We start from the raw sequence: 22663 nt of genomic DNA on the forward strand, positions 1-22663 counted from the left end.
AAGACTCCCGTTGTTGAGAAGAACGGTACTGTGCTCATGCACGGTACTCGCATCGCCCGCCGCTCGAGTCACACGTTGATCCGAGCCGTTGACTATTCAGATGGCCATGGTGCCGCTCAATGCCAGCGACTCCTGATGCCGCGCCGAATCGAGCGCCTTCGCGTAGTCCGCGGTCGCCTTGTAGTCGCTGTCGTCGTCGATTTCGGACTCGATTCCGCAGACGCGCCGGGCGAGCTTCGCGTACGGGCCCGAGCCGGAGAACTCGGCGCGCTGCATCGTCAGCGTGCGAATCGCTTGCAGCGGCGTGCCATTGAAGTTTTCGAACACGAACAGACGGCTGCCCCAGTCCGTCAGGAACAGGTCGCGGATCACTCGGCCTATCTTCAGGCGGTCGTGCGGGTTGCCGACCGGGCCGCTGTTCAGGCGCTCGAACCACGGCTTGAGCGTCGCATCGTTCCACTGCTTCTCGCTCGCGAAGATCAGCGCACTGCGCCCGCACAGGTCGACGAGCTCGTAGATCATCGCCGAGAAGTGCTCAAGATACAGTGCGCGTCCAAAGTCGTAGATGAGAATATTCGGCTTGTAGTGCCCCCCCGGCGTATGAAACCCGAGTTCTTCCGCCGCGATCACGTGCGCGAGCATCGCCTGATGGAACCCGATCAGCTTCGCGACCCGCGTCATCACCGCGGGAATCTTGCTGGTTCCGATATGCTCGGTGATCAGCACAGCAAGACCCGCCATCAACTCCGCGCGCACCATCTGACGTACCAGTGCATGGTAGTGGAGCCAGTCAAAAACCCGTTGCGGATAGAGCTTCGCATGCTCGGGATTGCCGATGTGAAACACGTGTGACCACGGAATGAATACGTTTTCGAAAAGCGTCATGCCGTCCAGTTCATCCCCCTGCGATGCGAGCGGATGTTCTATCGAGTCCTCCTTCGCGAGGCCTTCCCGGCAGACGATCGTCACCCCCTTCGTATTGACCGGCGTAGCCGCGAAAATAACCTGCTCACCGGGTATGCCAGGCCGGAAGAACACGCCGATATGAATCCAGTCGGCGAATGCGACGCCCGTGCCGATCGCCTTGATGCCGTTGACGACGATGCCTTTTTCGTTCTTCTCGACGATCTGAAGGCCCGGCGAGCGTGCCTGTGCGTCAGGATTCGAGCGGTCCATTTGCGGATCGACGAATTGCGGCGCGCAATTGAAATCGTGGTCTTTCGCGAAGTTGACGAAATCGACGATGTTCTTTGCCTTGATATGGCCGTCCGCGCCGATCGATTGCTTCTCCCACGGCACTGGATCGTCGAGGTAAGTCTGCAGCACGTAGTTGTTCACGTCCGGACTACGCGGAAACGACGCACCGGCCATTTCCCGCATCACCGTTTCGTGATACTTCCGCTTGCGCCGTAGTTGATCCTTATTGTGATGTCCGTACCATTGCATCGAATGGCGCCCGCCGTTCTCGTCGACGTAGGTCAGGACGTCCTGCAAATCCTCACGATGATGCAGGTCGTAAAAATCCGCGTGACGCTGCGCATAATCGCGCGTTTTCGGATGCGTGGCGACGTTGTCGATCTTTTCGTTTCCCACCCAGACTTGACGCCCGTCATTCAGGGATTCGAGGTATTGGCGACCGGTTCGGATCATGACTATTCCTTTTGCGTAATGAAGTGAAGAGACCGCTGATTAACAGGTGGCGGGGTGAGTCGTTACATAGGCGCGCTGATAGTAAGCAAGCGGCCGGCCGTCGTCCGACTGAATCGTCGCGATCACGCGAGCGAACAACAGGCTATGCGTGCCGAACTCGATCGCATCGACGAGATGGCAATCGAGCGTCATCAGCGCCTGTTTGCAATACGGCGCACCGCTCGCGAGGGTTCCCCACTCGCTGCCGGCAAACCGTTCCTGCATGGAGGCGGCACCGACGCCGGCGAAGAGCTGCGAAAGTTCGCTCTGTTCGGCTCCGAGCCAGTTGAGCGTGAGTACGCCATTCGCCTTGATTACGCCATTGGCGAAGCTTTTGCGGTTCACACAGGCGAGCACGGTCGGCGGCGTGTCGCATACGGAGCAAACGGCCGAGCAGGTCACACCCGCCCTTCCGTTGGGCCCATCGGTGGCGAGAATCGTGACCGGCGTGATCGCGCTGGACAGCGCCTGCCTGAAATCGGTCGCGCTCACGTCCGCCACCGTCGTCGCCGGCAGATTCGGCTGCAGCGTGGCGATGGCAGAGTCGGATGCCAGCTCTCGTCTTTTCTGCGTGTTAGGCATGACGCGGTCTCCAAATCCAACGTTGTGCGGGGGCTGCGTTTCCAAACGCCACGGAAGCGCATCGCGCCCGCGAACCCGGGACGAGAAGGTAAGTGGCGAAGTACTTCGACACCTTCTCCAACTCGACCCGATTGACTTGACTACCCGATTACAACGTCGCCAGGTACATCTCGTCGGCCCCTTTCGTGGCGAGCCCCAGTTCGGCGGCGACCGCTGCCACCCCCTGTTTCGCAAGCGCGAGATCGACCCGGCCATCGGAGGTGAAATGCGGCCGGATGTAGCGTTCGTAGTGTTGTTCCGCTTCGCTGCGCGTGAGTCGCCCCAACATCGACGCGATATGTTCGACCGCGAGGCTCGGCTGTTCGGCGATCGTTTTCAGCGATCGTTTGTACGCGCGTACCAGCGCTTGCAGCGCCGGGTCGTCGAGTGCGATGCGCGAAGGGTCAACCGCGAGCCCCACGGTGGGGATCTGGAAGTGATCGCCGACCCAGGCCAACACCGAAAAGCCTTCTTCGCGTGCCACCTGTTCTGCCGACAACGTGCTGCCCACGTAAGCCGCGTCGATCGTTCCGTCGCGCAGACGCCGCAAATCCATCTGGTAGTCGCCGGGGATTCGCTCGACGCACTCGACGTCGCGATCGGGATCCAGCCCGTGCTTGCGCAACACGATCCGCGCGAACACCCCCGGCGCGGTGCGCGCCCCGTGCACGGCCAGACGGCGGCCACGCAGCTGTTCCATCGACCGCACGCCATTAGCGCCGACGAACCAGAACAGCGGTTGGTGCGTATTGACGCTCAGCGCCGTCCATTTGATGCCGTCGGTCATCCGCGACAATAAAGCGCGGCCCAGACCGATGGTTGCGCCGGCGCGCACGCGCTCGGTTTTCCAGACGGCGCCGTCACGCAACGCGACGTGAACGCCTTCATCTTCGAAATATCCCTCCTGATCAGCGACATGCGCGACCAGTTCTTCGTGAATACCCGCACCAACATAAGTCAGGTCGATCGAGAGCTTCGTCATGTGAATCTCCTGTCAGGACAATCAGATGCAATTGAAAGTGTGTTTCGCGAGGCCGTGGATCCGATTCGGCGACCTGCCGTGCTTACTCAATTCCAAAGCCGCCGCTGACGGGAAGGTAGTGCCCGGTGGTGAAGCCCGACGCTTCGCTTGCGAGGTAGACGACCGTATCGGCCACTTCCGTCGGATGCGCGAGCCGGCCCATCGGTATCGATGCCGCGATCGCCTTCAGGCGCTCCGCGGAAATCAGGCCTGCCGAGGTCGCACCTTCGACGGTGGTCGGCGCGACGAGATTGGCGGTAATGCCGTGCGGCGCCAATTCAAGCGCGACATAGCGCACAAACTGGTCGAGAGCCGCCTTCGCGGTGCCGAGCGTGATCATCCCGTTGCGCGGCCGACGTGACAGCAGCGCACTCAGATAGATGAGCCGGCCATGCCTCCGGGTCATCATGCCCGGAACCACGGCCTTGGTCGCCAGAAAGGCGGCGTGCAGTTCCGTATCCAGCTTTCCGCCAAGCTGCTCCCAGCTCAGGTCGGCGAACGAGGTCACGTCATACGGCGTCAGCGCGTTGTGCACGAGGACGTCGACTCCGCCCCAGCGCTCGTTCACGTGCTCCACCATCGCGGCGACGTCGTCAGGCCGGGTGACGTCGGCTTTAATCGCGATGGCTTCACCGCCGGCCGCAGCGATCGTGGCGACCACGTCATCGGCCTGAGCCGCGCTGTTGCGATGATTGACGACGACCTTGTAGCCTTGCCTGCCCAAGGCGGCCGCAATGGCTGCGCCGATACCTCGGCTTGCTCCAGTGATTAGCGCGACGGACATGGTGTCACCTCCGTGTTGGGATTGATTGGATATTCACAACTGGAGCACGCGCGCGGCTCCGCGTTGGTGTAATTCGTTGTACTCATGTGCGAAGCGACTCCTTATCAGGTCAGTGATGGATGCATCGGCAAACAACGCGCAAATCATGGACACTTATTGCATTCGTCGCATCGTGAACGCGTCGTGTGTCTTTCTGTTATCTACAGTACCGCGTCGATATGTTCAGTACTACGCATGTCGGGTCATGGACACTATTCCGTCGTGGAATGAAGCTCGTCTCTCCTCATGCGATGCGGATCGACGACGAGGCTTCGATCGCACATCTACTATTGAAACGGCATATACATCTGCAGCCAGACGCGGTTTCCTTCTGGCCGGTTGCGGACCATCATTTCGCGCTGGTACTTGAGTGCGACGGAAAACTTGCGATTGCCGTATGCGATCGACGGGCCCACGCCCAACGCCTGTCCGCGGTTGCCATTGCCGTTGACCGGAACGCCGTGTTGTAAATCGTCCGTCGTCTGCTTGTAGAAATACCCGCTCACGCCGACCTGCCACATCGGCGTGAAGCGATAACCGGCGTTGTAGTCGACGATGAATTCATTGCCGGAGTGATAATCGGTAGCGTGATTGACCGAGTTCACGCTGTAAAGCGCTCGCGCGCTGAATTCGATATTCGGCGTCGGCAACCATGTGACCGCGTAATTCGGCTGCATCGAATAGTAGTTGCGGCCGGGATTGACGATCCGGCCCGGGTCGTAGCTGCCTGTCGGGACAAAGAATTCGAGGCCAATCACCTGATGCAGGTTGCCGATATGCCAGCCGAGGAAAAGCGGTCCGAGCGTCAGATCGGACAGCCCCGTCGCATGCCCGCTCTTGTATACCCGACCTTTTGGCGTGTGCGCGTCGAAGTGCACGTCGAGATTGACGAACGGGATGTTGGTCCTCGACTCGAGCGTCGCACCGAACAGCGTCACGTCCCGCCACACGTGCGACAAGCGGAATGCCAATGCCTGCGCATGAAGCGAAAAATCCGATACGCTGCTCGATGGGTCGCCGTTGTTTCCTGCCAGCGTGGTCGCTTCGTAGTCTTGCAGGTAGACATACAAGTGATTGCCTGGGGCGGGCTGAATGCCCGGCAGCAGTGTGTTCACGCCGACCGGATAGTTGTTCCCCCCGCCCTCGGTTGCATGGACGGTTGCGACCCGGCAGCATGATGCAACCGCGGCGCCCGCGATGAGCGGGACGCTGACACACCGACGCAAGCCGCGATACTCGAAAAAGGGCATGGCTTTCCCTTCGCGCTCGTCAGGCAACGCACGGCGCTTTAGATGTATTGCTCTGAGTTGGACTGCGAATGAAGTGCTTGTGAGAGGCCGTGCGCCTCACGCACCAGCCCGGCGATGCGAACCGGGCGTGTGCGTGTGCTGTAAGCACAAGCACCGCAAAGCGTCTGAAGCGCGCTTCGTCGGAACGCTATGAGTTTCGGTCCCGATCGGAATGGACCGGGTAATCGGGGGCGAACATCAGATTGGGGAAATCGGGCTTGTTTGCGGCGGAGGTTCGCGAACCGTTATACGTCATGGGCTCGATTGCACGCGAATGTCCTGCTCGCGAATCGTCATTTCGCAAATCTTCCGCGTGCGGATATCGTCGTGGAATGATGCACGCTGCGGACTCGCGCTCGAGTCCGCGCGGCGCCGCTTGCGGTGGTAATTGCGCGTAGGACATTTCACTTTTCCCGGTATCGGGCAGACCTACTGGTCACCCGCAATGGAGAACGCTCGGGATTTGGCCGTACACCGTGCCTTCCGAACCGTCGCTGTTGGACTACATTAGGCTAGCCAGAATGATCGCTCTATAGACGCGGCGTCATAGACACTATTCCGCCGCGTAATGGAGCGGACCGGCGTAGGACGTAATTAATCTGCCACCGGTCTTGCCAGTAACCGCAGGCAAGAACGCACGCAAGTTGACACTATCCAGACAGCCTTGAACTTCAGCGCGATGTGAAACGAGTTAAGGATGCTTCCCCTAGCGAGCTGGCTGCCATCCACAGCCTGGCCGAATTCGCGAGCGTCATCGCTGATCTGCGTTTGCTGGAATGGCTCCGCCGTTGCAGGCAATCCGAGGGACGACAGGTAGCGGTCGTGTTCGCTTGCCCATTGCGCATGCACGCGAGTTCAGCCGATGGCTTCTACGATCAGCCCGCCGTGGTCGGCGGCGTTTTGGAGGCGTTCGCCGCCGTGGTCGCCGACAAGGCGGCCCATGCGCGCTCGGCGTTTTCGCATAGCGAGGTTGCCGCCAACGCTGCGGTCGAAAGTGTCGCCATTGCTAAGATTCCGCGCGCCTGAGCGGCCCGCACCACACGCAATTGATGCCCTTCCCGCTTCGCGCCCCGCAAGTCGCGACTCGAAGCGCCTCGTGAGCCGGCCCAAAGCCGGCTCACTTCACTTAGAACATATCCGACGCCGCCTGACGCACCGCGTGCTTGCCGCCAGCTTCCTGCTCATTGCGAGAGGGGATGAAAGGCCCGGTGATCATCTCCGCATAGCTTTGTCCCGGCCCGACCATCGGAAACACATCGGCGTTCTGGTCGATCATCACTTCGAGAAAAGCCGGTCCGGGGAATCCGACGAAAGCTCGGAGCTTGCCTTCCAATTCGGCGATCGACTCGACGCGCTGCGCAAACTCGAACCCGTCGGCCTTGGCCGCCATCACGAAGTCCTTCCGATGAAGTGACTTGTCGCTCACGCATAAGCGTCCGTCATAAAAGAGACGCTGCCACTGCCGGATCATCCCGTCACCGACGTTGTTGAGCAACAGCACCTTGATTGGAACGCCATACGTGGTCGCGGTCTCGAGGTCGCCGATATTCATCCGCATGCTGCCATCGCCGTCGATGTCGATCACGAGGGCATCCGGGCGCCCTATCTGCGCGCCGATCGCCGCGGGCAGCCCGAAGCCCATCGTCCCCATGCTGCCCGAACTCAGAAAGCTTCGCGGCTCGACGAAGTCGAAGAACTGCGCAGCCCACATCTGGTGCTGCCCCACGCCGGTAGTCACGATGGCCCGGCCGCCGGTGATCTCGCTGAGCTTTTCGACGACGAACTGCGGCTGGATCAGCGGGCTGTTGCGCTCGTAGTTCATGCCGTAATGCCGCTTCAGTTCGCCAATATGGTCGAGCCACGCCGCCGGAGCCTCGAACTGTGCATCGTAGTCCATCAACGATAGCAACGCGTTCTTCGCATCGCCGACATGGGCCCAATGCGCGCGTTTCACCTTGTTGATTTCGGCCTCGTCGATATCGATGTGCGCGACGTAGCGCGCTCGCGGCGCAAAGGCGTGGGGGCGGCCGCCGGCGACGCGGTCGTCGAACCGTGCGCCCACCGCGATCAGAAAATCGCAATCCTCTACTGCATAGTTCGCACAGGCTGCCCCGTGCATGCCGAGCATGCCAAGGCCCAGTTCGTGTTTTACCGATATCGTGCCGAGCCCCATCAACGAATGCACCACGGGAATCCGGTAACGCTCGGCGAACTGCCGCAGCTCCCGGGTCGCCCCAGCTGTGATGATGCCGCCGCCGACATACAGCAGCGGACGCCGGCTTTGCGCGAGCAAATCGAAAAACTCCGCGCGCTTGCCGTGGTCGAGATGCGCGCCTTTGGCCACCTTGCGAAGACGATCGGAGTAGCCGCGAAACGCGAGCGTGCCCTGCCCCTGCCACCTACCGGTCCAGTTCTGGATATCTTTCGGCACATCGACGACGACGGGGCCGGGCCGTCCGGTGCGCGCGACTTCGAATGCAGTGCGCAGTGTCTGTTCGAGTTTGTCCGGATCGGTGACGAGAAACACCTGCTTCGCGCACGCCGACATGATGTTGAACACCGGCGCCTCCTGGAATGCATCGCTGCCGATCGCGCCGCGCGGCACCTGTCCGCAGATCAGCACGACCGGCACCGAATCGCCGTTGCAGTCGGCGATCGGCGTCACCGCGTTGGTCGCGCCGGGGCCGGACGTGACCATGAAAACGCCGACCTTGCCGCTCGCGCGCGCATAGCCCGCGGCCATGAAGCCCGCAGCCTGTTCGTTGGCCGGTACGACGAGGTTGATCTGCCGTGCCGGATCGTGTGCATGCAGTTCGTTGAAACGGAACACAGCGTCGTAGGTCGGCAGGATTGCACCGCCGCTATAGCCGAACACGGTATCGACGCCCTGTTCGCTGAGCACGCGCAAGATGATGTCGGCACCCGACATCGATTCACCGGCAGACGGTGCTTCATGAATTTCCTGTACGGCAGTTTTCGGGTTTTTGCTCATACCTGACTCGCGTCAAACTGGTCCTCTGGATTCTGACGACAATCGCCGCGGCTTGCCTGGACAAAAGGTTCATCCACGGGCCAGCATGGATCGCATCCGGGCCATCCAACGGCGCGGCGATCCGATCCGGCGAAGCGGCTTCGGATGACGACGTCGACTTCGACTTTCGCGTCGGGATCGACCGACTTCATCGCATGCACGATCGTCGGAGCATCATCTTTACGGACGACAGTTTTCATCGCGACCTTCATGATTCACCTCTGCAGTCAACGACCTTCGAACCAGGCGGTAACACGCGATCAATCGGGGGTTGCCTCTACATCGACTACCGTTCCCCGATTCGCGCCGATCCAGTGAATCGCGGCGGCGAGCACGCCGAGCGCGATGCCGAATACGACGATGCCGGTCCAGCCATAGCGCGCCATCAGCCAGCCGCTAAGCGTCGCGCCGACCGCACCGCCGAAAAACGTGGCCGTCATATAAAGGCTATTGATGCGCCCCTGAGCTTTCGGATCGACGGCAAAAGCGCGCGTCTGATTCGATACAAGGCCGGACTGCACGCCGATATCGAGCACGATCACGCCGACGATCAACAGCGTCAGCGAGCTCGCCGCGCCCGACAGCAACAGATACGCGAGCGTGACGATGCCGATACTGGCGCCGATCACCTTGCGGAACCCGACGCGATCGGTCGCATTGCCGCCGAGTGAAGCGGCGAACGCGCCGGCCGCGCCAATTACGCCGAAACCGCCCGCCCACGCGCTGCCGAGATGCCACGGTCCGCTCGCGAGAAGCGCCGCGAGATTGACCCAGAACGCGTTGAAACACGCCCACAGCAAAGCCTGGATCAGCATCGATTCGCGAATTGGACGATTGTCGCGCGCAAGCGGCCACAGCGAGGCGAGCAGACGTCCATAGGAGAGGTTTGTCGACGGCACGCCGCGCGGCAGCAGCGCCGCGGCCGCGATCCAGACCGGCACCATGAAGGCCGCTTCGGCGCCGTACACCGCGCGCCATCCATACGCCGCGCCGATCACGCCGGCGACCGTACGTCCGGCCAGGATGCCGATCATGATCCCGCTCACGACGGTGCCGACGTTCCGCCCGCGCTCGCTCGGCCGCGACATGACGGCGGCGAACGGCACCAGTTGCTGCGGAACGCAGCTGACGATGCCGAGACCAAACGACGCCCCGACGAGCGACCAGATGCCGGGCGCGACGGCCGCGGCGACGCCGAACACGCACGCGAGCGCGATCTGGATCAGCACGAGCTTGCGGCGGTCGAACCGATCGCCGAGCGGCAGCAGCAATGCGAGCCCGCTCGAAAAACCGAGCAGTGCCGCCGCAGCGACCAGGTCGACCGTCGTCACGTCGACGCGCAGGCCCGCCGCGATCAGCGGTAGGATCGGCTGCGTGCAGTAAATGTTGGTGATCACCGCGCCGGCGATGATCGCCATCATGAGGATCTTTCCGCGCGACACGAATGCGGGCGCGGCGGAACGATCGGTGAGGTGGGTTGAGTCGGGCACTGCAAAGCTCCTTATTGTTTACTCGCTCCGGCTTTTGCGGCGACATGCCGCCCTCCGGCTTCCGGTTATGAACGTTACGCGCTTGCGCTGATCAAGAGAATCCGTCAGGATCGAGATTCATCCTTCCATCGAACGAGAGGATCATGAACCGTCTCGAAGCGATGTCCATCCTCGTCGCGGTCGTCGATGCGGGCAGTCTGTCGGCTGCCGCCCGCCGGCTCGACATGCCGCTCGCCACGGTCAGCCGCAAGGTTGGAGAACTCGAATCGCATCTGAAAACACGTTTGCTTCACCGCACCACGCGCCAGCTATCGTTGACCGAGGCCGGCGCTTCCTACGTCGCCGCGTGCCGGCGGATTCTCGAAGAGATCGGCGAAGCCGAGCGCGCCGCGACGGGCGAATACGCGGCACCGAGGGGCCAACTGGTGGTCACCGCGCCGATCGTTTTCGGCCGTCTGCACGTCGTGCCGGTAGTCGCGGATTTTCTGGCGCACTACCCCGAAATCGACATCGATCTCGTGCTGACGGACCGCATCGTGCATCTGCTCGACGAGCACGCCGACGTCGCGATCCGGATCGGCGAACTCCCCGACAGCACGCTGGTCGCGAGGCGCGTCGGCGCGGTGCGCCGGGTCATCTGCGGCAGTCCCGCGTACCTCGATGCGCAGGGTGTGCCGGCCAGACCAGCGGATCTCGGCGCGCATCGCTGCATCATGTTCGAGGTGCTCGAGTCGACGCGCGCGTGGACCTTCGGCTCCGGCCAGTCGGTGCTGACCGTGCCGGTGCAGTCTCGCCTCACCGTGAACACGGCGGACGCCGCGATCGCGGCGGCGATTCTCGGCGTCGGACTGATACGTGTGCTCTCCTACCAGGTGGCGGACGCGATCCATGCGAACGAGCTTCGTGTCGTGCTCGATGCGTTCGAGTCGGCGCCGTTGCCGATCCATCTCGTGCATGCGGGGCAAACGCCGTTGCCTTTGAAGCTGCGCGCCTTTCTCGACTTCGCGACACCACGGCTGCACGCGCGCATCTCAGGACAACCGATCAGAGTGACCGAGGTCTGAGCGCGGCCGCGTCGCGGCGGTCTACACTCCGGACGCGATTTCCACGACATCGCCGGCGCGTTGGTTACCCGCCGTAGGTCGATTCCCATCCCCCTCCCAGCGCTTTGCAGAGCGTGATCAGATTGGTCGCGGCGGTGGCTTTGCTCGTCTGCAGATTGCTCTGCGCTTCGAGCAGTTGCCGCTGCACGTTCAGCACGTCGAGATAGTCGAGCGCGCCCGCCTTGTAGCGTGCCCGCGCGACCACGAGCGCGCGCTCGTTCATGCTGACGGCCGCGGCCAACCGATCGCGGCGGCGTTGTTCGGCATCGTAGGTGACGAGCGCATCGTCGACTTCTTGCCACGCCCGCAGCACCGTCTGCCTGTAGACGATCGCGGCTTCCTGTTGCTGCGCTTCACGCAATTGCAGCGTGCCCTTCAGACGACCGCCCTCGAAGATCGGCAACGTGATCGACGGTCCCACGACGAACTGCCCGGACGCCCAGCTGCCGAGATTCGACAATTGCAGGCTCTGCAGGCCCGCGCTACCGTTCAGCGTAATGCGCGGATAGAAATCGGCCTTCGCGACGCCGACCGTCGCGGTCGCCGCATGCAGGTCCGCCTCCGCCTTGCGGATATCGGGCCGGCGCTGCACGAGCTCCGACGGAAAGCCGATCGGCACCTGTGCGGGCAACACCGGCACCTCGCGAGGCGCGGCAAGCGTCTGCCGCAGCGCCCCGGGATCCTGCCCGAGCAGCAGCCCGATCGCGTTGATCGTGGTCTCGGAGCGGGACTCCAGCGTCGGAATCAGGCTTTCGATGTTTTCCACGTGCGCGGCGGCGTTCGATACGTCGAGATCGGTGGTGACGCCTTCATGCGCACGAACCCGCGTGAGCTTGAGCGCATCATTGGCGATGTCGAGATTCTGTTTCGCGATCTGGAGCAGGTCCTGCGTGTCGCGCAGCTCGATATAGTCGCGCGCCAGCTCCGCGCGCGCGCTCAACAGCACGGCGTTGCGGTCCTCATACGAGGCCTCTGACATCGCGGTCGCCGCTTCGACGCTGCGGCGCACGTGCCCCCACAGATCGATCTCCCACGACGCATCGAACCCAGCCTGATACAGGTTATAGGCGGGCGAGCCATTGGAGCCCGGCATGGCCGCCACCCCGAGCGGCGCGCTGCCGGAAGCCGATTGCGGCTGGCTCTGCGTCGGGGTAACGCCGAGCAGCGACAGGATGCCGTTTTCGCTGCCGCGTTCGCGGTTGTACGAAGCGGCGCCGTCGAGGGTCGGGTACTCGGCCGCGCCGACCACGCGGCGCTCGGCCCGGCTTTGCAGCAAACGCGCGGAGGCCGCTGCGACGTCCAGATTGGCGTCGGCTAGCTGCTTTTCCAGATCGTTCAATACCGGATCGTTGAACAGCGTCCACCAGTCTGGACCGAACTGGGCTTGCACGGCGCGGCTCGGCGACTGCGCGGCTTGCGTGCGCTCGAACACCCGCGGCGTAGCCGTCTGTGGACGTTCGAAGTTCGGACCCACCGTACATGCCGTCAGCGCAATACAGGTCAGAAGCGCGGCGACGACACCGCGCAAGGAGTATTCGCTCGTGTTCATTCTCTTTCCGCTCCCTCGGCGGTGGCTTCGTCACCGTGACCTACCTTGACTTCCGCCTCGACCGAAAGCCCCACGCTCAATGCCGACGCCTTCGCTTGGCCGCGATCGATCGTGATCTTGACGGGTACCCGCTGCACGACCTTCGTGAAGTTGCCGGTGGCGTTGTCGGGCGCGATTGGCGCGAAGCTGACGCCGGTCGCGGGAGCGAGACTATCGATCCGGCCGCGGATCACGACGCCGGGCAGGCTATCCACCGTCACGCGCACGGTTTCACCCGGCCGCATGTTGGTGATCTGGCTTTCCTGGAAGTTGGCGACCACGTACGCATCCGATAGCGGCACGATCGCCAGCACCGGCGCGCCAGGCGTCACGAACGCGCCGACCCGCGCCGATCGGCGGCCGACCTTGCCGTCGACGGGCGCGCGGATCTCCGTATACGAGAGGTTCAGCTTCGCCTGCTCGAGCGCAGCCTCGGCATGTTGCAGTGCGCCTGCGGCCTTGTCGCGCTGCGTGCGCAGCACGTCCAGATTCTGCTCGGTGGCCAGCAACGCCGCCTGATCGTGCGACTGCTGCGCAAGCTGCTGCGCGAGTGTGCTCGAAGCGCGTTGCTGTTCCTGTGCCGTCCCAGCGCCGGCGTCGGAAAGGTTCTGGTAACGCGACGCGTTAGCCCGAGCAAAACCGATCGATGCGTCGTCGGCACGCAGCGTCGCGCGCGCCTGCTCGACCAGCGACGGCTGCCGCGCAATCTCCGCGTCGAAGTTCGCCACCGACGCCTTCGCCGCGACCACTTCCGCCTCGGCGCTCATCAACGCCGCGCGAAAGTCGCGGTCATCAATGCGCACGAGCAGTTGGCCCGCTTTCACGTCCTCGTTGTCGTTGACCAGTACGTCTGTGATCTGGCCCGGGACGCGCGGCGCGACGAGCGTGAAGTCCGCGGTGACGTAGGCGTCGTTGGTGGACTCGGTACTCGGGCTCGCAAAGAGCCGCGTGGCAGCCCATGCAGCAAGGCCGACGACGCCGATGACCGCGGCAACACGAAAGATCTTCAGTGGGGATGGCATAGTCGATGACATGGAAATCGTTCCTCAATGCGAAGAAGGCGGCGTCGTGCTCCACGGCGGATAGATGCGCACAGGCAACACGGGAACCAGCAGAAGAAGCGCAACGGCAACACACGCCATCACGCGATACAGATCGGCGGAGGTCAGAACCACCGCCTGTTCGTGAATCCGGTGCGCCAGCTGACCGAGACCGTAGTTCGCGTCGACGCCCTGGTTCGCGATCAGTAACCGGTTGCCCAGTTGATCGACCAGCATGCTCGAATGAAAGTGCTCGCGCGCAGTCCCCACAGCTTCGATGAGTCCGCTCGCCAGCGCCGCGGAAAACGTCTTGACGGTATTGAACATCGCCGAAGCGAACGGACCCTCGGTGGGCGGCAGCCCCGTCGTCACGCCCATCAGGATCGACATGATCACCAACGGCTGCGCGACGATCTGCAACGATTGCAGCAGGTAGAAGTTGTCGCGAATCCATTCCGACGTCATAAAGCTTCCCAACGCGCAGGTCGCGAACATCAGCGCGAGACCCGTGGCGATCACCCAGCGGTGATCGGCGCGGCGCGTGTTGAGCAAAGCAGCCGTCAGCGGCAATGTGATCAACAGCGGGATGGCCAGAGACAGCGACAGCGGCGCGGTCTGCAGCGGGCGGTAGCCATGCACTTTCGCGAGATACTGGCCCGGAATCGCCGCCATGCCCACCAGCAGGATCACGGTGCCGAGCAAGGTCGAAAGTCCATGCGTGAAGTTCCTGCGCGCAAGCAGCTGAAGCTTGAAAAACGGCACCGGCTGAAACCATTCGTTGACGAGAAATGCGACCAGCAACAGCGACCCCGCGCCGAACATCACGCGAATGAACGCGGAGTCGAACCAGTCGAGACGATCGCCTTGCAATAGACCGGTCACGAGCATCGCGACCGTGGGAAATCCGGTCACAAAGCCGACCCAGTCGAACGAGCGAAACCGGTCGAGCTTCATCGGGTCCGCGGGAAGCCCCTGCTGAATCGCTATGCAGCACAGCACGCCTAGCGGAACGATCTGCCAGAACGCCATCCGCCAGCTGACGAACTCGGTCCACAATGCGGCGAGCGGCGTGCCGAGGGCCGGGCCGAAAGTAGCCGTCAGCGCATAGCCCGCGAGGCCATACAGCTTCAGATTGGGCGGCAGATAGCGCAGCGCCACGATGATCAGCATCGGCGGCAGGCTTCCCCCCGCGATTCCCTGCAGGATGCGCAACAGGTACAGAGCCGGCAGATTCGGAGCCAACGGGCACAGCAGCCCTAAGCACATCGTCGCCAGCACCGCGCCAATCGTGAAGCGCTTGAGCGTGAACGTGATGCCGAACCACGGCGCAAACACCATCGTTGCGACGTTCGCCGCTTCGAATAGTGCGGTTAGCCAGGTTGCGTCATCATGTCCGATCAGGAAGGCGCCCTGGATATCCGCCATCGCGGCCGCGGTAACCTGCTCGTTGAGGATCGCCAGCAGCGACGCGAACAGCATGCCGACGAGCCCGAGCGCGATGCGCGCCGTGAAGCTCACCTGCGCAGGGGGCGTCTGGGGCGGCGCCGCCATCACGCGCAAGGGAGCGGGCTCCGGCGATCGCGGAATACTCGGCGCTTCCATTTCAGTCGTCATAGGTTTCACCCGCTCCCGTTTGGTTAGCTGTACTGCCCGATAGGGATAGTCAGCTGTCGGCTCACCGCGCTTCGCTGCTGTTCACCGATTGCTTAATTGTCAGAGATCGGGACGATTTCCGAAAGCTTCGGCATGTCGGGTTTTGGGCCATCTAGTACGGAAAACTGGCCAGGCCACGCTGTCGCGAACGGCTGCGTGCCGCGCGCGGCACGGGCTCAAAAGCGTGCGTCGCGACGAAACCGGGTGGTTCGTCGCGGGCCATTCCATTCAGTTGCTGGCTTGAGTCAGGCGAAACGCCGATGCGCGACCAGCGGTTACCGGCTGGCCGGAATTGACCCGTATGTGTTCGGGCCAAAGCGGGAGATATGGCTCAGTGCGGCCGTGGAGGCAGCAAAGCGAGATGGAGGCAGCAAGCGGCCGCCTAATCGAAGCGCGTCAATTCCGCCGCAATACGGAGCTCGCGATACGCGCTCACCAGTGCATCGAGGCTGAAGGACCGGTTCAGGCCGCTTGGGTTAGGCAGCACCCATACGCGCGCACCGCCGAAATTGCGCGCTTGCAGGCCCCATTCGATCTCACGCTGGCCGGACATTTCGGCGAGCGCCACCTTGCCGAGAAACGCGATGAATCGCGGCGCGTAGTGTCGGATCTTCTGTTCGAACTGCGCCGCAGCGGCTTGAATCTCCGCCTTCGACAACTGATCCGCACGAGCCGTCGGGCGGGCGACCGCAGCAGTCAGACCATATCCACCCTTCAGCAATTGACGGTCGTTCTCGGGGCGAAACTCCTCCTGCGTGAAACCTGCACGATGAAGAACCCTCCAGAACCGGTTACCTCTGCCTGCAAAGTGATGTCCAGTCGACGCCGCGAGCAATCCGGGATTGATGCCGCAAAAGAGGATCGACAATCCGGGCCCGATGACGTCGGGCAGGGATTGCGCGGCATCGTCATTCGCTATCGGCGACACGTCTGAAAGCTCCGCGATGGACTCACTGTTGCGCACTCGCCTCCCCTCTGAATCGCATCCGATATTGCTTCGGGGTGACGTTGAGTCGCCGCGAGAAAGTCGTGCGCATATGCGTGGCGTTGTGAAAGCCGCATTTGAACGCGACCGTCTTTAGCGGAGCATCGGTGTTCTCGAGCAGCTTTCTTGCCGTATCGACGCGCACCTGCTCGACGAACACCGAGGGCGTCAACTTCGCGTGCTTCGCGAACACCCGCGACAAGGTGCGGCGGCTCACAGAGGCCGCGCTCGCGAGGTCGTCGATCGACAGCGCCTCGGCAATATGCTCGCTCACAAATCGATAGACCTTGTGAAGGATCGGATCTTCGTCCTTGCCCGCACCGATGTAGGGGCTGTACTGCGACTGACCGCCTTCGCGCTGGATATACACGACCAGACGCTTCGCGACCCGCACCGCGAGCTCGTGCCCCCAGTCCTCGGCAACGAGCGCGAGACACAGATCGATGCCAGCGGTCACGCCGGCCGATGTGAATAGCCGTCCGTCGCGAACGAAGATTCTGTCCGGCTGCACATTGGCTTGCGGAAATTCACTGGACAGCCGATGCGCGTCCGACCAGTGCGTCGTGACCTCCTTGCCGTCGAGCAACCCGGCATGCGCGAGCACGAACGCGCCATTGCACACGGAGCCGAAGCGGCTCGCGCTGCGCGCCTGATTCTGCAACCACGCCAGGAATTCATTCGATGGCTGGGCATCGGGTAACTGCGGTCCTCCTGCCACCAGCAGCAGGTCCCATTGAACGTCACGGTCGGCATAGCCGAACGAAACCGCCAGCTGCATGCCATTCGAGCAGGTCACGGTGCCCGCCTCGCGCCCGACCAGTGTGACCTCGTAGCGCTGATGCTCGGGCAGGAACGTATTCGCCTCGGCGAACACATCGAGTGGGCCTGCTACATCCAGCGCCTGCACACCATCGAATACAACAATGGCGACTTTCATGCCGTGACCTTCATGACGGGAACTATGTTTGCGATGCGTGGCGCAGCTTACCGCATCATCGGCCGCGCATGCCGTCAGCGTCTGGAAAAACTATTGTGTCTGCGAGTAACAAATCTGTCGCCGCCACGATGCCCGACACGCCGCACGCCTCGACCGCGTGCGTGGCTCAAAACCTCAACTAGTTGGCAGATGAACTCACCATCCGCATGTTTCCGCCACTGCCTCGCTTAACTAGACTGTGTACACGACCGCGGCCCGGGCATATCAACCGGGCATGCCGGGAAGTCTCCCGCTCAGGACGGCGCTTGTGACGCGCGTCAATGCCTGGCTGTACCGTGGGCGACTATACGCAGCGATAGCAGTCACTTCATGTGTTGCGGCCGGCTCACGACCGCACAGCGACCAAGGGCAGATTCATCATGTTCAAGGAACGTCAGCGATCCTTCCTGTTCGGGGGCAACGCCCCCTACATCGAAGAGCAATATGAGCTTTACCTGGCTGACCCGGATGCGGTCACGGCCGAGTGGCGGGCGTGGTTCGATGCGTTGCGCGATACCCCCGCCAGCGACGGCAGCGATCGCGACGACCAGCCGCATGCACCGGTGATCTCCAGCTTCGTCGAACTGGCAAAGCGAACGCCGCGTGCCGTCGTCGCGGCCAGCCATGACGACGATAACCAGACCGATAAAAAGGCCGTCGACGCGCTGGGCCTCGCGAGAAAGCAGGTCGCGGTGCAATCGCTGATCGCCGCGTTCCGGATGATCGGCACGCGCGTCGCCGATCTCGACCCGCTCGCCTGGACGCCGCCCCGCTCCTACGCCGAATTGACCCCGGCCTACTACGGCCTGTCGGCCGCCGACATGTCGACCACCTTCAGCACCGCCGACACCTTTCTGTTCGAGGACGACGCGACGCTGAAAGACATCGTCGACGCGCTCGAGCAAACGTACACCGGCACACTCGGCGCCGAGTTCATGCACCTCGCCGACGCGCAGCAACGGCGCTGGTGGCAGATGCGGCTCGAATCCACGCGAGCGAGACCGACGCTACAAGCCGCGGAAAAACTGCGGCTGCTCGAACGTTTGAGCGCGGCCGAAGGGCTCGAAAAACACCTGCATTCACGCTATGTCGGGCAAACGCGTTTCTCGCTGGAAGGCGGCGAGTCGTTGATCGTGCTGCTCGACGAACTGGTCCGCTATGGTGCGTCCAAAAAGCTGCGCGCGCTCGTGATGGGCATGGCGCACCGCGGCCGCCTGAACGTGCTCGTGAATATCGTCGGCAAGCCGCTACGCGCGCTGTTCGACGAATTCGATGGCAAGAATGCCGAAAAACTGACGGCAGGCGATGTCAAGTATCACAAGGGCTTCACGAGTTCGGTCGAAACCGACGACGGACCGGTTGAAGTGACGCTCGCGTTCAACCCGTCGCACCTGGAGATCGTCGATCCCGTCGTGCAAGGCATGGCGCGCGCGAAGGCGGATCTCGCCGGCAGTGCCGACGGCGACGACGTGCTGCCGGTGGAAATCCACGGCGACGCGGCGATGTCCGGCCAGGGCGTGGTGATGGAAACGCTGAGCCTTTCCTATACGCGCGGACACGGAACGGGCGGCACCGTCCACGTCGTCGTCAACAACCAGATCGGCTTCACGACTTCCGATCCGCGCGACACGCGTTCGTCGTTCTATACGACCGATGTCGCGAAGATGATTGAAGCGCCGATCCTGCACGTCAATGGCGACGACCCAGAAGCGGTCGCGATGGCGGTGAGGATGGCGCTCGACTATCGCACCACCTTCAAACGCAGCGTCGTCATCGATCTCGTTTGCTTCCGCCGATACGGGCATCAGGAACAGGACACTCCGGGCATCACACAGCCGCTGATGTATCGCTCGATCGCGAATCATCCAGGCGTGCGGACCCGCTACGCAAACCGGCTGATCCAGCAAGGCGTGCTGACGGCCGAAGAGGCGCAACGCTACGTCAGCGCGCGCCGCGAGCTTTTCGAGCGGGCGCACGAAACCGTCGGTTCCTATGCGTCGCCGCTGCACGACGAACGCGCCAAGCGCGCGCGCTCAGCCGCGCAGACAGGCGCAGCCCGCCACCTCGTCCCATCGGCCGACGATCTGCGCGCGCTCGCGCAGCGGATCTCGACCGTCCCCGCAGACCTGACGCTGCATCCGCTCGTCAGGAAGATGATCAGCGGGCGGCAGGAAATGGCCTCCGGAAAACGCCTGCTCGACTGGGGCATGGGTGAACACCTGGCATTCGCCTCGTTGCTCACAGCCGGGGTCAGTGTGCGGCTGAGCGGGCAGGACAGCGCGCGCGGGACCTTCAACCACCGGCACGCGGTGCTGCACGATCAGACTCGCATGCATCGTCCCCATGGGGTCTACGTTCCGCTCGATCATCTCGGCGCAGCGCAAGGCCGGTTCAGCGTGACGAACACAATTCTTTCCGAGGCCGCCGTGCTGGCATTCGAGTATGGCTATTCGACGGTGAATCGCAATGCGCTGGTGATCTGGGAAGCGCAATTCGGCGACTTCGCCAATGGCGCGCAGGTGGTGATCGACCAGTTCATCGCGGCGGGCGAGGCCAAGTGGGGACAACACAGCGGCCTGACGCTGTTCCTGCCTCACGGGCAGGAAGGCCAGGGCCCCGAGCATGCATCGGCGCGGCTCGAGCGCTACCTGCAATTGAGCGCGCAGAACAATATGCGGGTGACGCAACCGACCACCCCCGCGCAGCTGTTCCATTTGCTGCTGATGCAGGCCGGCACCGTCGCACGGCGCCCGCTCGTGGTGATGACGCCCAAGTCGCTGCTGCGCCACGCGGAAGCGACCAGCACCTTCGACGAGTTGAGTCACGGCGAATTCCGCGAGGTTTTGCCAGACATCCACATCGACGCGTCCCGCGCGGCTGGTGTAGAGCGTGTGATCGTAACCAGCGGCAAGCTCTACTTCGAATTGCTCGATCATCGCCGCAGCGCCGGTATCACCGACACCCCGATCATCCGCGTCGAGCAGGTCTATCCGTTTCCGGCGCAACAGCTGGCCGCCGAACTCGCCCGCTATCCGAACTTGAAGACCGTGGTCTGGTGCCAGGAGGAAGCGCGCAACCAGGGCGCATGGAGTTTCGCCGAGCCGCTGCTACGCGAGATTCTGCCGACCGGCAAGGCGCTGCTGTACGCGGGACCGGATGCCTGGGCATCGACCGCGCCGGGATCGCACGCGGCGCATGCGGCAGTGCAATCCGCGCTCGTGTCGCGAGCGTTCACCGGCTGAGTGCGTATGCGTGTCGCGATGATGCTCTATGCAGGATTTCAGCTGCTCGAAGTCAGCGGTCCGATGGATGTGTTTCATCAGGCAAACCGGCTGTATGGGGGTGTCTTCTATGAATCGCATCTGATCGGCCCGTCGCCCGGGCCGGTGCGTGCTTCGAACGGAACGGCCGTGGGTACGACGGAATGCCTGTTCGATTCGCGCCCGCCATTCGATCTCGTCGTCGTGCCCGGCTCGCCGGTGCCCGGTTCTGCGCGCGAGCATCGCGAACTCGTGGACTGGCTGAGCGATGCGGGGCCAAAGGCCCATAGGCTCGCCTGTATTTCGAACGGCGCGTTTCTGCTTGCCAGCGCCGGTCTCGCCGATCGCCGCTGGCTGAATACCCATTGGCGCGACGCCGATCGCCTCGCGGCCGAATATCCGCTGGTCCATGTGGTATCGAATCCCGGCTGCCTGAAGGATGGCAACCTGTACTCGTCGGGCGGTGCGAGTGCGGCAATCCACCTCGCGCTGTCGCTGGTGCGGGAAGACCTCGGCGAACATGCCGCGGGAACGATCGCCACGGCGTTGTTGACGCTGCCGGAACGAAACGCCGGGTGCGTACGGAGAAATCGATGTTAGACATGAACCTGATCCACAAGGCTCTCGCGAATCCGCTGCGGCGCGACATCCTCGGGTGGTTGAGAGCCCCCGCCGCGACCTTTCCGGACGACTACGCAGGCCACGGCCGCGGCGTACCCGTGCACGCGATCCAGGCGCGCAGCGGTCTGGCGCAGTCGACGGTATCGATGCATGTCGCCCTGCTGGTCGATGCGGGACTTCTGGTTCCGCGGCGAGTCGGCCAATGGGTTTTCCTGTCGCGCAATGAAGAAGTGATACGGGCATTTACCGAAAAGATTCGCATGCATTTGTAATGGATAAGCTCAACATGATGCGGATATTCGTCCGCATCGCTGAAGAAGGAAGCTTCACGGCGGCGGCCTCCCGTCTGGACATTCCGAAGGCCAACGCGTCGCGGGCGGTCGCGCAACTCGAGATACATCTGCGCACTCGTCTGCTGCACCGGAGTACCCGGCGGCTCGCGCTGACCGATGCGGGCGAGCGATATCTGGATCGCTGCCAACAGATACTCGCCTCGGTCGACGAGGCCGACGCCGAGGCAGCCAATGCGCAAGTCAAACCCTCGGGCCGGCTGCGCGTGCATGCGTCGCCTGGTTTTGGCACGACGTATCTGGTGCCGGCAGCGGTCCACTATCGTGAGCGCTATCCTGCCGTGTCGGTCGAGCTGACGTTATCGTCTGGCACGCCCGATCTTCTCGACGATGGCTACGATCTGATGCTTCGATTGAGTTCGACCGATCTTCCGGACTCCGGACTCGTTTCGCATCGGCTCGGCGACGTCCACAGCGTGCTGTGCGCGGCGCCCGCTTATCTGCATGCGCGCGGCACGCCGCGCACGGTGCAGGACATTCGCGGTCACACGTGCCTACAGCTCGTCATGTCGATCTTCCCGCGCGATCGCTGGCATCTGGACGGACCCAACGGCCGCGAAACGATTGTGCTTCCAAGAGCCGCGGTCGAAATGAACTTGCCTGATGCGCTCGGTGTCGCCTTGCGCGAAGGGGTGGGCATCGGCGCGCTGCCGATGTCGAGTGCCCTGCCCTTGCTCAACAGCGGTGCGCTGGTTCGCGTGCTGCCGCAGTATCGGCTGCAGAAGCTGACGGCCTTCACGGTCCATGCATCACGCCAGTATCTGGACGCCAAGATCAGAACTTTCGTCGATTTTCTGCGCGAGACCGTGCCGACGGCACTGGCCGAAGATGAGGCGGCGCTCGGTAGTTGAGCCCCGCCTCGGTGGCCTGCCGCTCGATGCCGTGTCGCGGCTGGCTGGACCTGGATCGATTCAACCCGCGTTTGCCTTGTGCTGGTGCGACGCCAAGCGTTGCGATTCGGATTGTGATTGCGGTTGCGCGGCTATCGCGCGGGAAACCATTTCGTTTTGCTTGATGATCCTGTCGATCTCGGCGTCGGCCTTTGCATCGTACCGCGCAAAAACGTCGGTGCTATAGCGCGTGTTCTGCGCTGCGCCCAGCTGCGAACCGGACTCGTCGCGCG

General features: G+C 62.9%; 20 protein-coding genes and 1 pseudogene. 7 read left to right on the plus strand and 14 right to left on the minus strand.

The window, feature by feature from the left end; all coding sequences use genetic code 11:
• Positions 1 to 96: 96 nt before the first annotated feature.
• From AB4Y34_RS33235 to AB4Y34_RS33245, 3 genes are all read right to left on the minus strand, one after another.
• Positions 97 to 1650: a 4-hydroxyphenylacetate 3-hydroxylase N-terminal domain-containing protein gene (locus AB4Y34_RS33235; protein WP_368718443.1), complete on the minus strand. Its 1554-nt coding sequence runs from the start codon at positions 1648 to 1650 to the stop codon at positions 97 to 99.
• Positions 1651 to 1689: 39 nt separating this feature from the next.
• Positions 1690 to 2271: a flavin reductase gene (locus AB4Y34_RS33240; RefSeq protein WP_176383605.1), complete on the minus strand. Its 582-nt coding sequence runs from the start codon at positions 2269 to 2271 to the stop codon at positions 1690 to 1692.
• A 148-nt stretch (positions 2272 to 2419) separates the two neighbouring features.
• The gene (locus tag AB4Y34_RS33245) at positions 2420 to 3178 is read right to left on the minus strand and encodes an ABC transporter substrate-binding protein (protein ID WP_368367357.1); all 759 of its coding nucleotides are present in this window, start codon (positions 3176 to 3178) and stop codon (positions 2420 to 2422) included.
• A 6-nt stretch (positions 3179 to 3184) separates the two neighbouring features.
• On the opposite strand from AB4Y34_RS33245, the gene AB4Y34_RS33250 reads away from it, so the two are divergent.
• Entirely contained in the window at positions 3185 to 3400 is a 216-nt protein-coding gene (locus AB4Y34_RS33250; protein ID WP_368598924.1) for a hypothetical protein, read from the plus strand.
• On the opposite strand, the gene AB4Y34_RS33255 is transcribed toward AB4Y34_RS33250, so the two are convergent.
• On the minus strand, positions 3375 to 4115 hold the full coding sequence (locus tag AB4Y34_RS33255; RefSeq protein ID WP_368718444.1) for an SDR family oxidoreductase: 741 nt from the start codon (positions 4113 to 4115) through the stop codon (positions 3375 to 3377). The genes AB4Y34_RS33250 and AB4Y34_RS33255 overlap by 26 nt on opposite strands.
• Before the next feature lie 326 nt (positions 4116 to 4441).
• Positions 4442 to 5404, minus strand: coding sequence for a transporter (locus tag AB4Y34_RS33260; protein ID WP_176383609.1), 963 nt, complete (start codon positions 5402 to 5404; stop codon positions 4442 to 4444).
• A gap of 720 nt (positions 5405 to 6124) precedes the next feature.
• On the opposite strand from AB4Y34_RS33260, the gene AB4Y34_RS33265 reads away from it, so the two are divergent.
• Positions 6125 to 6469, plus strand: coding sequence for a hypothetical protein (locus AB4Y34_RS33265; protein WP_368718445.1), 345 nt, complete (start codon positions 6125 to 6127; stop codon positions 6467 to 6469).
• 100 nt (positions 6470 to 6569) lie between these two features.
• Here the strand turns inward: AB4Y34_RS33265 and ilvB are convergent, their stop codons facing one another.
• The 3 genes from ilvB to AB4Y34_RS33280 are packed head-to-tail and all read right to left on the minus strand — an operon-like array spanning position 6570 to position 9964.
• Positions 6570 to 8435: a biosynthetic-type acetolactate synthase large subunit gene (gene ilvB / locus AB4Y34_RS33270; RefSeq protein WP_368718446.1), complete on the minus strand. Its 1866-nt coding sequence runs from the start codon at positions 8433 to 8435 to the stop codon at positions 6570 to 6572.
• Complete coding sequence (locus AB4Y34_RS33275) at positions 8432 to 8686, minus strand: hypothetical protein (RefSeq protein ID WP_368614060.1); 255 nt, start codon at positions 8684 to 8686, stop codon at positions 8432 to 8434. The genes ilvB and AB4Y34_RS33275 overlap by 4 nt, the downstream gene beginning before the upstream one ends.
• Positions 8687 to 8734: 48 nt before the next feature.
• Positions 8735 to 9964 carry an MFS transporter gene (locus tag AB4Y34_RS33280; RefSeq protein WP_368718447.1) on the minus strand — a complete coding sequence of 410 codons (1230 nt, stop codon included), beginning with the start codon at positions 9962 to 9964 and terminating at the stop codon, positions 8735 to 8737.
• Positions 9965 to 10107: 143 nt separating this feature from the next.
• Between AB4Y34_RS33280 and AB4Y34_RS33285 the strand changes: the two genes are divergently transcribed.
• Entirely contained in the window at positions 10108 to 11028 is a 921-nt protein-coding gene (locus AB4Y34_RS33285; protein ID WP_368718448.1) for a LysR family transcriptional regulator, read from the plus strand.
• Between the two features lie 64 nt (positions 11029 to 11092).
• On the opposite strand, the gene AB4Y34_RS33290 is transcribed toward AB4Y34_RS33285, so the two are convergent.
• The 5 genes from AB4Y34_RS33290 to AB4Y34_RS33310 form a co-directional block, all read right to left on the minus strand.
• A complete protein-coding gene (locus tag AB4Y34_RS33290; RefSeq protein ID WP_368718449.1) occupies positions 11093 to 12616 on the minus strand; it encodes an efflux transporter outer membrane subunit in 1524 nt (507 codons plus the stop codon).
• Complete coding sequence (locus AB4Y34_RS33295) at positions 12613 to 13689, minus strand: HlyD family secretion protein (protein ID WP_176105794.1); 1077 nt, start codon at positions 13687 to 13689, stop codon at positions 12613 to 12615. The genes AB4Y34_RS33290 and AB4Y34_RS33295 overlap by 4 nt, the downstream gene beginning before the upstream one ends.
• A gap of 12 nt (positions 13690 to 13701) precedes the next feature.
• Positions 13702 to 15309: an MFS transporter gene (locus tag AB4Y34_RS33300; protein WP_368718450.1), complete on the minus strand. Its 1608-nt coding sequence runs from the start codon at positions 15307 to 15309 to the stop codon at positions 13702 to 13704.
• Between the two features lie 421 nt (positions 15310 to 15730).
• Complete coding sequence (gene mug, locus AB4Y34_RS33305) at positions 15731 to 16267, minus strand: G/U mismatch-specific DNA glycosylase (RefSeq protein WP_368599805.1); 537 nt, start codon at positions 16265 to 16267, stop codon at positions 15731 to 15733.
• A gap of 31 nt (positions 16268 to 16298) precedes the next feature.
• The gene (locus AB4Y34_RS33310; RefSeq protein ID WP_176383625.1) at positions 16299 to 17270 is read right to left on the minus strand and encodes a GlxA family transcriptional regulator; all 972 of its coding nucleotides are present in this window, start codon (positions 17268 to 17270) and stop codon (positions 16299 to 16301) included.
• Positions 17271 to 17689: 419 nt separating this feature from the next.
• Between AB4Y34_RS33310 and AB4Y34_RS33315 the strand changes: the two genes are divergently transcribed.
• From AB4Y34_RS33315 to AB4Y34_RS33330, 4 genes are read left to right on the plus strand one after another with little or no spacing between them, the layout of a single operon-like run.
• The gene (locus tag AB4Y34_RS33315; protein ID WP_368718451.1) at positions 17690 to 20551 is read left to right on the plus strand and encodes a 2-oxoglutarate dehydrogenase E1 component; all 2862 of its coding nucleotides are present in this window, start codon (positions 17690 to 17692) and stop codon (positions 20549 to 20551) included.
• Positions 20552 to 20557: 6 nt separating this feature from the next.
• Complete coding sequence (locus tag AB4Y34_RS33320; protein ID WP_368718452.1) at positions 20558 to 21169, plus strand: AraC family transcriptional regulator; 612 nt, start codon at positions 20558 to 20560, stop codon at positions 21167 to 21169.
• Positions 21163 to 21462: a helix-turn-helix transcriptional regulator gene (locus tag AB4Y34_RS33325; protein WP_176383631.1), complete on the plus strand. Its 300-nt coding sequence runs from the start codon at positions 21163 to 21165 to the stop codon at positions 21460 to 21462. The genes AB4Y34_RS33320 and AB4Y34_RS33325 overlap by 7 nt, the downstream gene beginning before the upstream one ends.
• Complete coding sequence (locus AB4Y34_RS33330; RefSeq protein WP_176383633.1) at positions 21462 to 22391, plus strand: LysR family transcriptional regulator; 930 nt, start codon at positions 21462 to 21464, stop codon at positions 22389 to 22391. The genes AB4Y34_RS33325 and AB4Y34_RS33330 overlap by 1 nt, the downstream gene beginning before the upstream one ends.
• A 60-nt stretch (positions 22392 to 22451) precedes the next feature.
• Here AB4Y34_RS33330 and AB4Y34_RS33335 read toward each other — a convergent pair.
• A pseudogene (locus AB4Y34_RS33335) lies at positions 22452 to 22663 on the minus strand (EmrA/EmrK family multidrug efflux transporter periplasmic adaptor subunit); the annotation flags it as partial.

Origin of the sequence: Paraburkholderia sp. BR10954, from assembly GCF_040965775.1 — a bacterium.
Lineage (GTDB): Bacteria > Pseudomonadota > Gammaproteobacteria > Burkholderiales > Burkholderiaceae > Paraburkholderia > Paraburkholderia youngii.